Below are 14,463 nucleotides of genomic sequence, written 5' to 3' on the forward strand. Positions count from 1 at the left end.
CCCGGATTGAGGGCCTTGCCGGCTAACGGAACCTTGGGCTTGCAGAGGCGTTTCCGTCAGGGGAATGCACCAATTGCGGTGCGCCGCTGAGGGAAAATCATGAAAGCCGAACCCGCCGCTTTGGGTGCTGGCCTTGCCGAGACCGAAGAGGCGAGAGTTGTGGCGCGTGCCGACACGCATCTGATGCGTTCGCTGCTCATCGGGATCTTCCTGTTCATGGCCATCTACGCGCTGTATTTCGCGCGTGCTTTCTTCATGCCGGTCATCCTCGCCTTCCTGCTGACGCTGACGCTGACACCAATCGTGCGCTTCCTGCGCAAGCGCGGCATTCCGGAAGTGGTTTCGGCGACAATGTTGGTCGTGCTGTCGATCTGCGTCTTCGGCGTTGCCGGCTATCTGCTCAGCGGCCCGGTCATCGACCTTCTCAACAACACCTCGTCGATCGGCCAACAACTTACCGAACGGCTGGCGCAATTACGGCGTCCGCTCGAGAGGATCATGCAGATCTCGCATCAGATCGAACAGATGACGGAGACCTCGCAGGAGCCGGGCATCCAGAAGGTGGCGATGGCGCAGTCCGGCGTCCTGTCGGCCGCCGCCAGCAACGTCCTGTCGGCGGGGACAAGCCTGACCATCATCTTCGTGCTGTCGCTGTTCCTGCTGGCGTCAGGCACGATGTTCTATGAGAAGATCATCCAGTCCTTCGCCAGCCTCAGTGAGAAGAAGCGGGCCTTGCGCGTTGTCTATGACGTCGAGCGCGAAATCTCGCATTATCTGCTCACCGTCACCGTCATCAATGCTGGTCTCGGTGCGGTTATCGGCCTTGGCCTGTGGGCGCTCGGCATGCCCAACCCGCTGGTCTGGGGAACGATGGCGGCGCTGCTCAACTTCCTGCCCTATGTCGGCGCGCTGATCACCATCGTGCTGGTCAGCGTCATTGCGATGATCAGCTTCGACTCGATCTCCTACGCCCTTTTGGCGCCGGGCTTCGTGCTTTTGTGCGACATCGTCGAAGGCCAGTTCGTTACGCCGATGGTTGTCGGCCGACGCCTCGAGATCAACGCCGTGGCGATCTTCATCGCCATCGCCTTCTGGTCCTGGCTTTGGGGCTTTGTCGGCGCGCTGATGGCGGTGCCGCTGCTGGTCGTCGTCAAAGTGTTCTGCGATCATTTCGATGGCCTCAGCCATGTCGGCAATTTTCTCGCCGCACAGCAGACGGCCGTGGTGGAGGAGGAAGCGGCCGAAGAGAACGGCAAGGCCGCGGCATAAGCTTGCCGCGCCCGTCCATCATCTCGCATTTGTTGTCTTCAGGCGGAGTGCCTATATCGAGCCGGTCAAGCCGGACCCTGCGATGAACGATGCCTCCTTCGACCTCGATTCCTATTTCGACCGCATTGGCTATCGCGGTCCGATCGATGCGTCGGTCGACACGCTGAGCGCGCTGCATCGCCAGCATCCGCAGGCGATCCCGTTCGAGAATTTGGACCCGCTGCTTGGCACCAGCTCGACATCCTCATTCCCGACCGCGCCTTCGAAACCAGGGTCAGGCAGTTGAACATCGTAAAGGCTTGAGGCCCATGACCGCACTTTCCGTTCTCGACCTGTCGCCGATCGTCGAAGGCAGCGACGCCTCGCAATCGCTGGCAAATTCGCTCGACCTGGCCCGCCATGCCGAGCGGCTCGGCTACAGGCGCTACTGGCTGGCCGAGCACCACAACATGCCGGGCATCGCCAGCGCGGCGACCGCCGTCGTCATCGCCCATGTCGCCGGCGGCACCAAGACCATCCGCGTCGGCGCCGGTGGCATCATGCTGCCCAACCATGCGCCGCTGGTGATTGCCGAGCAGTTCGGCACGCTGGCGGCACTGCACCCCGGCCGCATCGACCTCGGCCTCGGCCGCGCGCCCGGCACCGATATGGGAACAGCGCGCGCGCTGCGCCGCAATCTCGAGGCGTCAGACAATTTCCCCCAGGATGTCGTCGAGCTGATGGGCTATTTCCAGCCGGCCGCGGAAGGCCAGCGTATCCACGCCGTGCCCGGCGAAGGCCAGAAGGTGCCGGTCTGGATCCTCGGTTCCAGCCTCTATGGCGCGCAGCTCGCCGCCATGCTCGGCCTGCCCTATGCCTTCGCCTCGCATTTCGCGCCGGCCGAACTGGACCATGCGCTGGAGATCTACCGTTCGCGCTTCCAGCCTTCGGAACAGCTGGACAAGCCCTATGTCGTGCTCGGCCTCAACGTTTTCGCCGCACCGACCGATGGAGAGGCAAAACTGCTGTTCACCTCGCTCCAGCAGGCCTTCGTCAATCTGCGCACCGGGCGGGCCGGCCGCCTGCCGCCGCCGGTCGAGGGCTATGACCAGACGCTCGAGCCGATGGCAAAAACCATGATTTCGCAGGCGCTGTCCTGCGCCGTCGTCGGCTCTCCCGAAACCGTCCGGCAAGGCATAGACGCGTTCGTGCGCCGCACCGGCGCAGACGAGCTGATGGTGACCGCGCAGATCTTCGACCATGCGGCACGCGTGCGCTCGTTCGAAATCCTGGCCGAGGCGCATAAATCGCTGTCGCAGGCCGCGTGACGCTTTTGCCTGTGTCTGCTATGGGCAGGCGCCTTCCTCAGCCAGGAGCCGCCTCTCTCACGCATAGGTGACGTTTTCTTGTGGTTTCGAAGCCCTGACTGGGCGCTTCGCCGGGGGATCGCGCAGATCCTGGGGTTTTGAGCGCGGTTGGAGCACATCCGGGCCGCCGGGCGGCTGTTCAAAGGCGCCAAGTGCGGCGCGGTGGATGCCATGCGCAGAATGCTTGCGCCCGATGCCGCCTGTTCTTATATACGCGCCAAGCCGCCCAGTGCCGGAATGCCGGTTGCCGGAGCGGAATTTCTTGTGAACAGGGGCTTTCGTCGGAACGCCTTACGGGTCCTGAGAGCCTGCTTAGCGGAGAGACTAGAAAAATGGCAAAAGTAATCGGTATCGATCTCGGCACCACCAACTCCTGCATCGCCATCATGGATGGCAAGGAGCCCAAGGTCATTGAAAATGCGGAAGGCGCGCGCACGACGCCTTCCATCGTCGCCATCTCGGGCGACGGCGAACGTCTCGTCGGCCAGCCGGCCAAGCGCCAGGCGGTCACCAATCCTGAAAACACCATCTTCGCGGTCAAGCGCCTGATCGGCCGCCGCTATGACGACCCGGTGACGGAGAAGGACAAGAAGCTTGTCCCCTACAAGATCGTCAAGGGCGACAATGGCGATGCCTGGGTCGAGGCCGGCGGCAAGAAGCAGTCGCCCAGCCAGATCTCGGCCATGATCCTGCAGAAGATGAAGGAAACGGCGGAGGCCTATCTCGGCGAGAAGGTCGAGAAGGCGGTCATCACCGTTCCGGCCTATTTCAATGACGCCCAGCGCCAGGCCACCAAGGACGCCGGCAAGATCGCCGGCCTTGAGGTGCTGCGCATCATCAACGAGCCGACGGCTGCAGCACTTGCCTACGGCCTCGACAAGAAGGATGGCAAGACCATTGCCGTCTATGACCTTGGCGGCGGCACGTTCGACATTTCGGTGCTCGAAATCGGCGACGGCGTGTTCGAAGTGAAGTCGACCAATGGCGACACCTTCCTCGGCGGCGAGGATTTCGACATGCGTCTCGTCGAATACCTGGCGGCCGAGTTCAAGAAGGAACAGGGCATCGACCTGAAGAACGACAAGCTTGCGCTGCAGCGCCTCAAGGAGGCGGCTGAAAAGGCCAAGATCGAGCTGTCGTCGACGACGCAGACGGAAATCAACCTGCCCTTCATCACCGCCGACGCGACCGGCCCCAAGCACCTGACGCTGAAGCTGACCCGTGCCAAGTTCGAGCAGCTGGTCGACGATCTCGTCCAGCGCACCATCGAGCCCTGCAAGGCGGCGCTCAAGGATGCCGGGCTGAAGGCTGGCGAGATCGACGAAGTGGTCCTGGTCGGCGGCATGACCCGCATGCCCAAGATCCAGGAGATCGTGAAGCAGTTCTTCGGCAAGGAGCCGCACAAGGGCGTCAACCCGGATGAAGTCGTCGCTTTGGGCGCCGCCATCCAGGCCGGCGTGCTGCAGGGCGACGTGAAGGACGTGCTGCTGCTCGACGTGACGCCGCTGTCGCTCGGCATCGAGACGCTGGGTGGCGTGTTCACCCGCCTGATCGAACGCAACACGACCATCCCGACCAAGAAGAGCCAGGTGTTCTCGACCGCTGAAGACAGTCAGTCGGCCGTGACCATCCGCGTCTTCCAGGGCGAGCGTGAAATGGCTGCCGACAACAAAGCGCTCGGCCAGTTCGACCTGGTCGGCATTCCGCCGGCGCCGCGCGGCGTGCCGCAGATCGAGGTCACTTTCGACATCGACGCCAACGGCATCGTCAACGTTTCGGCCAAGGACAAGGGCACCGGCAAGGAGCACCAGATCCGCATCCAGGCCTCTGGTGGCCTTTCGGACGCCGACATCGAGAAGATGGTCAAGGACGCCGAAGCCAATGCCGAGACCGACAAGCAGCGGCGTGCTTTGGTCGAGGCCCGCAACCAGGCCGAGGCGCTGGTGCACTCCTCCGAGAAGTCGCTGAAGGAATATGGCGACAAGGTTTCGGAAACCGAGCGCACGGCGATATCGGAGGCTATCACGGCGCTGAAGGCTGCTGCCGAAGGCGACGATGCCGCCGACATCGAGGCCAAGTCGCAGACGCTTGCCGAAGCATCCATGAAGCTCGGCCAGGCCATGTACGAAGCTTCGCAGAAGGAAGCGGCGGAAGCCGACGCCAAGGCGGACGCGGCCAAGGATAGCGACGTGGTCGACGCCGATTTCGAGGAAATCGACGAAAACGACGAGAAGAAGAAGTCGGCCTGACCGGTTGACGGCAAATAAAGCGGAAAGCCCGGCGCAAAGCCGGGCTTTTTTGCAACCCTCGCTGAAAAAGTGCGGGCCTTGCCGAAAAAGTCACTGAAAAACACAGGCACAAGCGCGCCGGCCCTAGCATCCGGGCATCACCGCTCCTAAATCGAGACAACGTGCCGGCAAACGACGCAACATGCATCAAGACGTTGAGCATCCGGACTGCGGGAAAAGATGAAAGCTGATTTCTACGAGACGCTGGGCGTGCAAAAGGGCGCCGACGAGAAGGAGCTCAAGAGCGCTTTCCGCAAGCTGGCCATGCAGTTCCATCCCGACCGCAATCCCGGCGATCACTCCTGCGAGCACAAGTTCAAGGAAATCAACGAAGCCTACGAAACGCTGAAGGACCCGCAGAAGCGCGCGGCCTATGACCGTTTCGGTCACGCCGCCTTCGAGCAGGGCGGCATGAATGGCGGCGCGCAAGGTTTTGGCGCCGGCGGCTTCGCCGACATTTTCGAGGATATTTTCGGCGACATGATGGGCGGGCGCCAGCGCCGCTCGTCGGGCGGCCGGGAGCGTGGCGCCGATTTGCGCTACAATATGGAAATCACGCTGGAAGAAGCGTTTGCCGGCAAGACCGCGCAAATCCGCGTGCCGGCCTCGATCTCATGCACGGAATGCTCCGGGACCGGCGCCAAGCCCGGCACCCAGCCGGTGACCTGCTCGATGTGCCATGGCCACGGCAAGGTACGAGCGACACAAGGCTTCTTCTCGATCGAGCGTACCTGCCCGCAATGCCAAGGCCGCGGCCAGACGATCAAGGACCCGTGCCCGAAATGCGCCGGCCAGGGCCGCGTCACCGAGGAACGCTCGCTGTCGGTCAATATCCCGGCCGGCATCGAGGACGGCACCCGCATCCGGCTTGCCAATGAGGGCGAGGCGGGCCTGCGCGGCGGCCCATCGGGCGACCTCTATATTTTCCTGGCGGTGAAGCCGCATGAATTCTTCCAGCGCGACGGCGCCGATCTCTACTGCAAGGTGCCGATATCGATGACGACGGCCGCCCTTGGCGGCTCGTTCGAGGTGACGACGCTGGACGGCAGTCAGACCAAGGTGAAAGTGACCGAAGGCACGCAGAACGGCCGCCAGTTCCGCCTCAAGGGCAAGGGCATGCCGGTGCTGCGCCAGCCCAATGTCGGCGACCTCTATATCCAGACCGCGGTCGAAACGCCGCAAAACCTGTCGCGCCGCCAGCGCGAGCTGCTGGAAGAGTTCGAGCAGCTGTCGTCGAAGGACAATTCGCCCCAGTCGAGCGGCTTTTTCGCCCGCATGAAGGACTTTTTCGAATCCTTCGGCGAGCACTGAACCCAAACCAAGGCCGCCACGCTTCCCGAACGTCATCAACATCTTATGCCAGATCGCGCCTTGCCTTGGACCTGTTAGCTGCTAAGTAGCGTTCGGGGAGTGTTGAGGAGAACTTGCATGGCACGTGGTCCGGGATTGCGGAAGGCGCTGGCGGAAAAGTTCGACGACGAACTCAAATTCTTCAAAGGCTGGATCGACAAGCCGAAGTCGGTCGGTTCGATCGTGCCGACAAGCTCCATCACCGCCCGCAAGATGGCTTCCATCGTCAATCCGAAGTCCGGCCTGCCGGTGCTTGAAGTCGGACCCGGCACAGGCGTCATCACCCGTGCAATCCTCGCCCAGGGCGTTAAGCCCGAAAACCTGTACGCGGTCGAATATTCCACCGATTTCGTGCGCCATCTGCGCCAGCTCTATCCCGGCGTCAACGTCATCGAGGGCGATGCCTTCAATCTCAACGCCACGCTTGGCGAGAAGAGCGGGATGGTTTTCGATTCCGTCGTCTCCGGCGTGCCGCTGCTCAATTTTCCGGTCGCACAGCGGATCGCCTATATTGAAAGCCTGCTAGACCGCATCCCGGTTGGACGGCCGATCGTGCAGCTGACCTATGGGCCGTTGTCGCCGATCCCGCCCGGCCGCGGCAATTACACGGTCAAGCATTTCGACTTCATCTTCCGCAACATCCCGCCGACGCAGCTGTGGATCTACCGGCGGGAAGCGCATTAGCTGGTATTGGGGGCGGGAGAAGTCTCTGGCGCCTTGTAGAGGATCGACGTCTCCCGAAGGAAGCTCGATTGAGGGTCGATCCACATCCTTGACTGTTATCCGCCTCGCAAACTCGTGGCGACTTCTCTGATCGCCGCGCACATGGCCCGCACGGCCGTTGCTTCGGCGCTGCTGGAGAACAGAAGCAACAGAGGCCGACGCGCACGCGGCTCCAGAGGACGCCTCGCGACGGTTCGCTGCCAATCGGCCGGAAACGCCAGGCCTGGCGCAATCGACAAACCGCGCCCGGCCCCAACCAGAGCAAGCAGCGCCGCCATATCGCTCGCCGACAGGATGACAACTGGCGCAACGCCAAAATCCTGGAACAATTCGGCAAGCATTGGTCCGCAGCCGCCGCTCGACATGATGAATGGCTGGCCGTCGAGAGCGCGGATCGGAAATGACCCGCCTTGGACTGAGTTCTTTTGCGATGACGCCACAAAGAGTTCGTCGTCGACAAGTTCCTCGGCTTGGCAATTGCCGGCGATGTAGGACAGTCCAATATCGGCGGCACCGCGATCGACCCACTCCGCCACCTCGGTATCCGTGCCCAAGAGCAGTTCGACAGCAAGCTCCGGGTGCCGGACGGAAGTAATGTTCAACGCATATGGAGCAATCTTTACCGAGGCGCTGCTGACCAGCGCGAGCCGTACTCTGCCTTTGATGGAGTGTTCCCGTAGGCCGGCAAGACGGCCTAAAGCATGCAAAGCGGCGCGCGCCGCATCCAAAGCCGCCTCGCCGGTTGCGGTGAAAGCGACACCGCGCCGATCACGTATGACGAGGGGCGCGCCAACGATCTCCTCCAGCGCCTTCATTGCATGGCTTATGGCCGATTGAGAAAGACAGAGCCGCTCGGCGGTTTTCGTGAAGCTGCGCGTCTCGCTGAGCGATGTCAGGACGCGCACCATCGTGATGTTGATATTAGCTTTGTTGATGGCTGCCGAAATATCTTTCATTTCGCTCATATTAAAGAGCGCTGTAGGTTTTGTGAAGGTGAGGGAAACGACCCTCGAAATCGGCGAGCGGCTTTCCTGGCCTCTCCGGCATGCAGGCGTGCGGTACGACGAGACTGAAACTGGAGTATCGCATGAGCTACCTTCCGCAATTCCTGACCCTTGCTTCGGTCTTCCTGCTCGGCGCCATGAGCCCAGGACCCGATTTTGTAGCCGTGACTTCCCATGCGCTGATCAGCCGTCGCGCGGGGTTCCATGTGGCGCTTGGCATTGCCGCAGCGATCATGGTGTGGGCGGCTCTCGCGATGTGTGGCCTGGGCCTCGTACTGACGCAGATTGCATGGGCTCACCTTGCCGTCCGGATCGCCGGTGCCGTGTATCTCGGTTACCTGGGCAGCAAGATCCTTTTGTCGGCTTGGCAGGCGCGGCCACCGCTGGCCGTCGGTGGCGCAGAGACTACGGCTCCTTGGCGAAGCGGATTCGTTGTCGGAATTACAAATCCGAAGACGGCCGCGTTCTTCGCGAGCCTGTTCATATCGGTATTGCCGATGCAGGCTCCGATCTGGGTCCAGGCAGTGTCGCTGGCCATAATCGGGCTGGTCGCGATGGCGTGGTTTGGGCTTGTCGCGCTAATGTTCTCCACAAGAAGGGTTCGGTCGGTATATGGCAGCGTCCGCAGGCCGATAGATGCCTTGCTCGGAGTTGCACTCATCGCGCTGAGTGCAAGAATTGCGGTCACCCACTAGCAATAGCCCAGCTGCTCGGCACACCTTCGCGCGCTTGCCCCCCGATCGTTTCCGTTTTTTGGGCCAGTGCGTTGATTTGCGCAGCCTCTGGCTGTACCTGTCCGGGAACAAGAGTGGCCAATGGCTGTGATCGCGAAAATCCTCGTCTTCGCCGGCTCGGTGCGCAGCGGCGCCTTCAGCGGCAGGACCGCCGATGTGGCGCAGAAGGAGCTGGCCATGCAAGGCGCCGAGGTGACGCGCATTTCGCTGGCCGACTATCCGCTGCCGATCATCGACGAGGACCTCGAAAAGGAAAAAGGCGTTCCCGACAACGCCGTGAAGCTCGGCCGGCTGATCGCCGCCCATGACGGGCTGCTGATCGCGACGCCGGAATATAATGGCTCGATCCCGCCACTGCTCAAGAACACGATCGACTGGGTAAGCCGGGTGCGCCTCGATGGCGGCTGGCCGGTGAGGCCATTTGTCGGCAAGGTCGCCGGCCTGTGCTCGTCTTCGAACGGACATTTCGCCGGGATCCGCTGCATCAACCATCTGCGCGCCGTGCTGGTGCGCTGCCAGCTGGAGATGGTGACGCCGGAATGCTCGGTATCCGATGGCGGCAGTGCCTTCGACGGCGACGGCAATTTCAGGGATGATAGACTGACCAAATCGATGGAGCACCTATGCCGCACGCTGATCGAAACCTCGCGCATGCTATCGACCCGGACCGGGGCATGATTTCCACAGCCATGCAGGCCCATACCATGAGAGACAGGCTGATCGTCGGCCTCGACGTGCCGACGGTGAAAGAGGCCGAACAGGCGGTGCGCGAACTCGACGGCGTCGTCTCCTTCTACAAGATCGGCTACCAGCTGGCCTTCGCCGGCGGGCTCGACTTCGCCAGGGAGTTGGCCAGCGGCGGCACCAGAATCTTCCTCGACATGAAGCTGCTCGACATCGACCACACGGTGGCCAAGGGTGTCGAGAACATCGTGCGCATGGGCATGACCATGCTGACCATCCACGCCTATCCCAAGGCGATGCGGGCCGCGGTGGAGGCCGCCAGGGGCAGCGACCTGTGCCTGCTGGCGGTCAGCGTGCTGACCTCGATGGACGAGCAGGACGTGATCGACGCCGGCTATGAATATGACCCGCACACGCTGGTGCTGAGGCGCGCCGAACAGGCGCTGCATGCAGGCATGGGCGGCGTCGTCTGCTCGGCCGAGGAGGCGGAAGCGGTGCGCCGCATCGTCGGACCCGACCTGGCGGTGGTGACGCCGGGGATACGGCCCAAGGGCAGCGACCATGGTGACCAGAAACGCGTGGTGACGCCCGGCCAGGCGATCCGCAACGGCTCCAGCCATCTTGTTGTGGGCCGGCCAATCGTGGCGGCAAGCGACAGGCGCGCGGCGGCGGAAGCCATACTGGAAGAGATGCGCGCCGCGTAACGAGGAGAAGAAAATGCGCAAGGGATACTGGATAGCCCGCGTCGATGTGTGCGACGCTGAAGGCTACAAGGACTATGTCGCTGCCGCCAAGCTCGCTTTCGACCGTTTCGACGTGAAGTTCCTTGCCCGTGGCGGTGAGCATGAAAAGGCCGAGGGGCCTGGCCGCGCCCGCAATGTCATTATCGAGTTCGAATCGCTCAGCGCGGCGCATGACTGCTACCACTCGCCGGAGTACCAGCGCGCCGTGGCCATCCGTCAGAAAGTAGCCGATGGCGAGATCGTGCTGGTCGAGGGTATCTGACGCGCGAAGCTGCTCTGCTCAGTGCGGCGCTTCCTCCTGCGCCAGCACCTCCAGTTGATGGCGGTGCCCCGACAGCTCATAGCCGACAACGGTGACGGCCGGCGCTAGCGTGAGTAAGATGAGGCAGACCGCCATGTCGACGCCGGCAAGGGCGGCGATGATGGCAAGTGCGACGACCGCAGCCGTTCCCGCCAGCAGCCAGACATGGAGGGGATCGAAGCGCTGGACGAGATAATAATACAGCGCGTAGATCGCCCCCAGGAACACGCCTAGCGGAATGGCGACCGAGAGCAGGGTCGCTACCGGGCCGATATGGGCCTTGTGCTCGATGAAATAGGCCGCGACATGCAGCCCGGCGCCGGTGGCGACGATGGCCGCCACGATCAGCATCTGGCCATAGCCCCAGACAAAAGAGCGATTGCGGTGCTGGTGCAGCACCGTCCCCGAGGGCAGCATGTAATAGACCCACCACATGCCGAAGGTGAGACCCATTCCGGCAATGCCGATCAAGGCGGCATCGAGGTTCCAGCCCTGCTCCTCGACCACGGCCGACAGCGTCGCCAGCGTGCCGACCACCCCTTCGCCCAGCGCGATGATGGCGAAGAGGCTGTAGCGCTCGGCGACGTGATGCGCGTGCCAGGGCGTGCCGCCATCCCGGCGTTCGGCGATGACCGGTCCGGCAAGCTCGATGAGAAGCAGGACCGCGCCGAAAGCCAGGCTCGTCGCCAGCGAGAAATCGACCAGGATCTGCACCACCCAGCCGATCTGGGCGATCGCGATGGCGATGGCATAGGTGAGACAGGCACGCCGCCGCCCAGGGTCCTGCCGCGCCGCGCGCAGCCATTGGAAGATCATGGCGACGCGCATGATGACGTAGCCCAGCACCATCACCGAATTGTTGAGGTGTTCGCCATGCTCGATCGAGGCGAACATGCGCGGCAGGCCGATGGCCAGCACCAGCACGCCGATCATCTGCACCATGGTGACGAGGCGGAAGATCCAATCGTCGGTGTCATAGGCGGAGGAAAACCAGGAGAAATTGATCCACGCCCAGCAGATCGCGAAGCTGGCAAAGCCGAAGCCGATCAGCGCCGCCGCGTAGTGGCCCTCGGCCAAGGCATGCGCCAGTTGCGACGAGGCAAGGCTGAAGGCGGTGACGAAGGTCAGATCGAACAGCAGCTCGAGCGGCGTGGCGACGCGATGCGCCTCATGCGGATCGCGCCCGGCCATGCGCCTTATGTGATGATGGAGGGAGCTTGCTGGTGTGCTCATCGCGCGGCCTTGCCTGAGGACTGTCCCGCGACACTAAAGGTGGAGCAAAAGCCGTCAAGGCGCGGTAGGTCGTGCCGGTCCCCGCGGCCTTTCAGATCGCCTGTCGGTTCAGTCGGTTCGCCGCCGTCTCGGCAACCGCATCGGCCAGCGTCATGCTCCATTGCAGCCGGCAATAGGCGCGGAAATCGAAGCAGGGCAGGCCGGGACAGACTTCGAACTCGATGAGGTGGGCATGATCGGTGGCCTCGACCCTGAAATCGATGGAAAACACGTCGCGCAGGCCAAGTCCGCTGACCAGCCGCTCGGCGATGCGGCGGATGGTTGCCGCGGCTGCCGGCTGGGTGTCGGCAACCGCCTCCAGCACCGGCTCGCTGTATAGTCCAGCCGCCTTGGCGGCCTCGCCGGTGTCGCCGTAAAGCGCCATCGAGTCCGCCATGGTCTGGAAATCGCCGCCGGAGTCGACGAACGCAATGCCGAGCGCTTCCGCCCCGGCATCCGTTTGCAGCCCAAGGAAGCTGGCGCGGACATTGCGACCGCCGACATAGGGCTGGACGACGACATCGTCGCGATAAGCGGCATAGACCCGCCGGCTAAGCTCCAGCGCATGGGCCAGGTCGTTGCAGCGTGAATCCGGCCAGATGCCTACCTTAGAGCCGAGCCGGTTCGGCTTGACGAACCAGCCGGCTTCCGAAGCTGGCGGGGCGGCCAGCCAGCGGCCGTCGCGGGCCAGGCCTGCCTGCGGCGCCGGCAGGCCGAGCGCGCAAAGCACGGCGCCGGAGCGGAACTTGTCCTGGCAAAGCGCGAACAGCGCATCGTCGGCTCCGATGGTTCTAAGCCCGTTCAGCCTGGCAAGTGCGGGCGCTGCAGCACCGCGGAAATAGGCAATGCCGTCGGTCAGCGTCCAGACAAGCGTGGTTGCGGGATCGGCCTTCGCCAGCGCGCTTGCCGCATCGTCGAGTGCAACCGGCATGAAGGCGAGGCCGCGCCGCCCGCAAGCGGCGGTGATTTCATCGAATTCGGGCGCGAGATCGGTCGATTGCGCCAGATAGGACGAGATTTCCAAGGCACGCTCGGCAGGAAAACCATCGGCGACCAGCCTGTCGAAACAGGCCTTTTCAGGCTCGTAGACGAGGATCAAGGTCGGGCGCGGCATGGGTCAAAGCTTCTCGGTGATGCAGCCACACCATCGCACGGCCAATGCGATCGGCTTGCGCGAAATCGACCCGCGCCCGCCGCCTGCACGACAACCGGTACGCTCAGGCGATCAGCACGCGCGGCTCGAAGCGGCCGTTGACGGGGATGTCGAGCAGGAAGGTCATGCCGGCCTGTGGGTCGAGCTTGCGCTGCTTGTCGTCCTTGCCTTTCCAGGCCGAGGTCACCGCCAGCCGATCGGCCTTGGCGCCGACAAAGGCCGGGCACGAGGACTGCCCCGCCGGCACGGCAATCTCGCGCAACAATGTGCCGTCCGGCGCATAAGCCTTCACTGCCTTGCCGCCCCAGACCGCGTTCCACAGCACGCCGTCACGGTCGACAACCGAGCCGTCGACATAGCCCCGCGACGAGCGATGGTCGACGAACACTTTGGACTCGCCGACCGGCAGGCCCGTCGCCGGATCGCAGGCGACGCGCATCAACAGGCCGGTCGCGGTATCGGTGTAGTAGGCGATCGTTCCATCCTGCGAGAAACAGATCGAGTTCGACACGGTGATGCCGGTGTAAAGCGTGCGCAATTCGCCCTTGAAGAACCAGTAGATGGCGCCCGCGCCCTTCTCCTCACCCTTGCCCATCGTGCCGACCCAGAAGGCGCCACAAGGGTGGACGCGCGAATCGTTGGAGCGGGTCAGCGCATTGTCGGCCTCGATGGGCGTATGCAGCGTCAGCTTGCCGGTCGAGACGTCGCGGACATGCAGGCCGGTCTCGGTGGCGATGAGCTGGCGATGGTCGTCGATGATGGCGATGGCGCTGGCCATCTGGCCGAGGTCGTGGACCTTCAGCGCGCCGGAAGCGACGCCCTGCTCCAGCAGAAGGCCGTTGACGATGTCGAACCAGAACAGCGTATCGGTGGCGGGATCGTAGCTCGGCCCCTCGCCGAGTTCGCAGACATGGTCCGAGAAAACCGAAACGTTTTCCATCATGCCGCTCCGCCGAAGGCCGCATCCCAGGCCGTCACCGCCGCCTGCGCGCGCGAGGCCACCTCGTCGACGCTCATGCCGGGTTTGAACAGGCTGGAGCCAAGACCAAAAGCAGTCACCCCAGCGGCTTTGTAGCCGGCAAAGTCTTTGTCGGAAACGCCGCCGACGGCGCCGACCACGGTATCGGCCGGCAGCACGGCCCGCATCGCCGAAATGCCGCTAGGCCCGAGCACGCTTGCCGGGAAGAATTTGAGCGCCGAAGCCCCAAGCCTAATCGCCTGAAAAGCTTCGGTGGGGGTGAACACGCCTGGCATCGTTACCATGCCATGGTGCATGGCGCGGGCCATGACGTCGGCATCGATGTTGGGGCTGACCAGCAGCCTCCCGCCGGCCTTGGCCAGGGCGTCGACATCGGCTGAAGTCAGCACCGTGCCGGCGCCGACCAGCGTTGTCTTGGGCAATGCGGTGACAATGCTGGCGATCGATGAAAACGGCTCCGGCGAATTGAGCGGCACCTCGATGGCTTCGATGCCGGCGTCAAACAGCGCCTGGCCGATGGCCACCGCCTCGGACGGCTTCAGCCCGCGCAGGATGGCAACGAGGCCGCGCTTCAGCTTCGGGAAAGGTGCGGTCTGGGTCACGCTGTCACTCCACTC

15 protein-coding genes are annotated in these 14,463 nt (G+C 63.3%); 10 read left to right on the forward strand and 5 right to left on the reverse strand.

The annotated features are described in order from the left end of the window. Positions 1 to 99 precede the first annotated feature (99 nt). The 6 genes from NKI31_RS21415 (at position 100) to pmtA (ending at position 6,937) form a co-directional block, all read left to right on the forward strand. A complete protein-coding gene (locus NKI31_RS21415; RefSeq protein ID WP_023703805.1) occupies positions 100 to 1,269 on the forward strand; it encodes an AI-2E family transporter in 1,170 nt (389 codons plus the stop codon). 82 nt (positions 1,270 to 1,351) lie between these two features. Beyond that, positions 1,352 to 1,555 (forward strand): arylamine N-acetyltransferase, encoded by a 204-nt coding sequence (locus NKI31_RS21420; protein WP_352652499.1) that lies wholly within the window; start codon positions 1,352 to 1,354, stop codon positions 1,553 to 1,555. Between the two features lie 22 nt (positions 1,556 to 1,577). Then, positions 1,578 to 2,576 carry an LLM class flavin-dependent oxidoreductase gene (locus NKI31_RS21425; RefSeq protein ID WP_352652500.1) on the forward strand — a complete coding sequence of 333 codons (999 nt, stop codon included), beginning with the start codon at positions 1,578 to 1,580 and terminating at the stop codon, positions 2,574 to 2,576. A gap of 371 nt (positions 2,577 to 2,947) precedes the next feature. Further along, positions 2,948 to 4,864 (forward strand): molecular chaperone DnaK, encoded by a 1,917-nt coding sequence (dnaK, locus tag NKI31_RS21430; RefSeq protein ID WP_023673200.1) that lies wholly within the window; start codon positions 2,948 to 2,950, stop codon positions 4,862 to 4,864. A gap of 219 nt (positions 4,865 to 5,083) precedes the next feature. Next, entirely contained in the window at positions 5,084 to 6,214 is a 1,131-nt protein-coding gene (gene dnaJ, locus NKI31_RS21435) for a molecular chaperone DnaJ (protein ID WP_023681322.1), read from the forward strand. A 117-nt stretch (positions 6,215 to 6,331) separates the two neighbouring features. Next, on the forward strand, positions 6,332 to 6,937 hold the full coding sequence (pmtA, locus tag NKI31_RS21440) for a phospholipid N-methyltransferase PmtA (RefSeq protein ID WP_023687484.1): 606 nt from the start codon (positions 6,332 to 6,334) through the stop codon (positions 6,935 to 6,937). 95 nt (positions 6,938 to 7,032) lie between these two features. On the opposite strand, the gene NKI31_RS21445 is transcribed toward pmtA, so the two are convergent. Further along, the gene (locus NKI31_RS21445) at positions 7,033 to 7,941 is read right to left on the reverse strand and encodes a LysR family transcriptional regulator (protein ID WP_352652501.1); all 909 of its coding nucleotides are present in this window, start codon (positions 7,939 to 7,941) and stop codon (positions 7,033 to 7,035) included. A gap of 122 nt (positions 7,942 to 8,063) precedes the next feature. Between NKI31_RS21445 and NKI31_RS21450 the strand changes: the two genes are divergently transcribed. The 4 genes from NKI31_RS21450 to NKI31_RS21465 all read left to right on the forward strand — a co-directional run bounded on the left by NKI31_RS21450 (position 8,064) and on the right by NKI31_RS21465 (position 10,403). After that, positions 8,064 to 8,675 carry a LysE family translocator gene (locus NKI31_RS21450; RefSeq protein ID WP_023687486.1) on the forward strand — a complete coding sequence of 204 codons (612 nt, stop codon included), beginning with the start codon at positions 8,064 to 8,066 and terminating at the stop codon, positions 8,673 to 8,675. A 120-nt stretch (positions 8,676 to 8,795) separates the two neighbouring features. Beyond that, the gene (locus NKI31_RS21455; protein WP_023701964.1) at positions 8,796 to 9,392 is read left to right on the forward strand and encodes an NADPH-dependent FMN reductase; all 597 of its coding nucleotides are present in this window, start codon (positions 8,796 to 8,798) and stop codon (positions 9,390 to 9,392) included. Then, complete coding sequence (pyrF, locus tag NKI31_RS21460) at positions 9,389 to 10,102, forward strand: orotidine-5'-phosphate decarboxylase (protein WP_023701963.1); 714 nt, start codon at positions 9,389 to 9,391, stop codon at positions 10,100 to 10,102. Before NKI31_RS21455 ends, pyrF begins: the two co-directional genes overlap by 4 nt. Positions 10,103 to 10,115: 13 nt before the next feature. Beyond that, positions 10,116 to 10,403: a DUF1330 domain-containing protein gene (locus NKI31_RS21465; protein WP_352652502.1), complete on the forward strand. Its 288-nt coding sequence runs from the start codon at positions 10,116 to 10,118 to the stop codon at positions 10,401 to 10,403. A gap of 18 nt (positions 10,404 to 10,421) precedes the next feature. Here NKI31_RS21465 and NKI31_RS21470 read toward each other — a convergent pair whose 3' ends face one another. The 4 genes from NKI31_RS21470 to NKI31_RS21485 all read right to left on the reverse strand — a co-directional run bounded on the left by NKI31_RS21470 (position 10,422) and on the right by NKI31_RS21485 (position 14,448). Continuing rightward, a complete protein-coding gene (locus NKI31_RS21470) occupies positions 10,422 to 11,675 on the reverse strand; it encodes a low temperature requirement protein A (RefSeq protein ID WP_027049051.1) in 1,254 nt (417 codons plus the stop codon). 91 nt (positions 11,676 to 11,766) lie between these two features. Further along, positions 11,767 to 12,828, reverse strand: coding sequence for a D-alanine--D-alanine ligase family protein (locus NKI31_RS21475; protein WP_352652503.1), 1,062 nt, complete (start codon positions 12,826 to 12,828; stop codon positions 11,767 to 11,769). 103 nt (positions 12,829 to 12,931) lie between these two features. After that, positions 12,932 to 13,807: an SMP-30/gluconolactonase/LRE family protein gene (locus NKI31_RS21480; protein WP_196814867.1), complete on the reverse strand. Its 876-nt coding sequence runs from the start codon at positions 13,805 to 13,807 to the stop codon at positions 12,932 to 12,934. Then, entirely contained in the window at positions 13,807 to 14,448 is a 642-nt protein-coding gene (locus NKI31_RS21485) for a 2-dehydro-3-deoxy-6-phosphogalactonate aldolase (RefSeq protein ID WP_352652504.1), read from the reverse strand. Before NKI31_RS21485 ends, NKI31_RS21480 begins: the two co-directional genes overlap by 1 nt. Positions 14,449 to 14,463: the final 15 nt, after the last annotated feature.

The organism is Mesorhizobium sp. M0659, assembly GCF_040320605.1.
GTDB lineage: Bacteria > Pseudomonadota > Alphaproteobacteria > Rhizobiales > Rhizobiaceae > Mesorhizobium.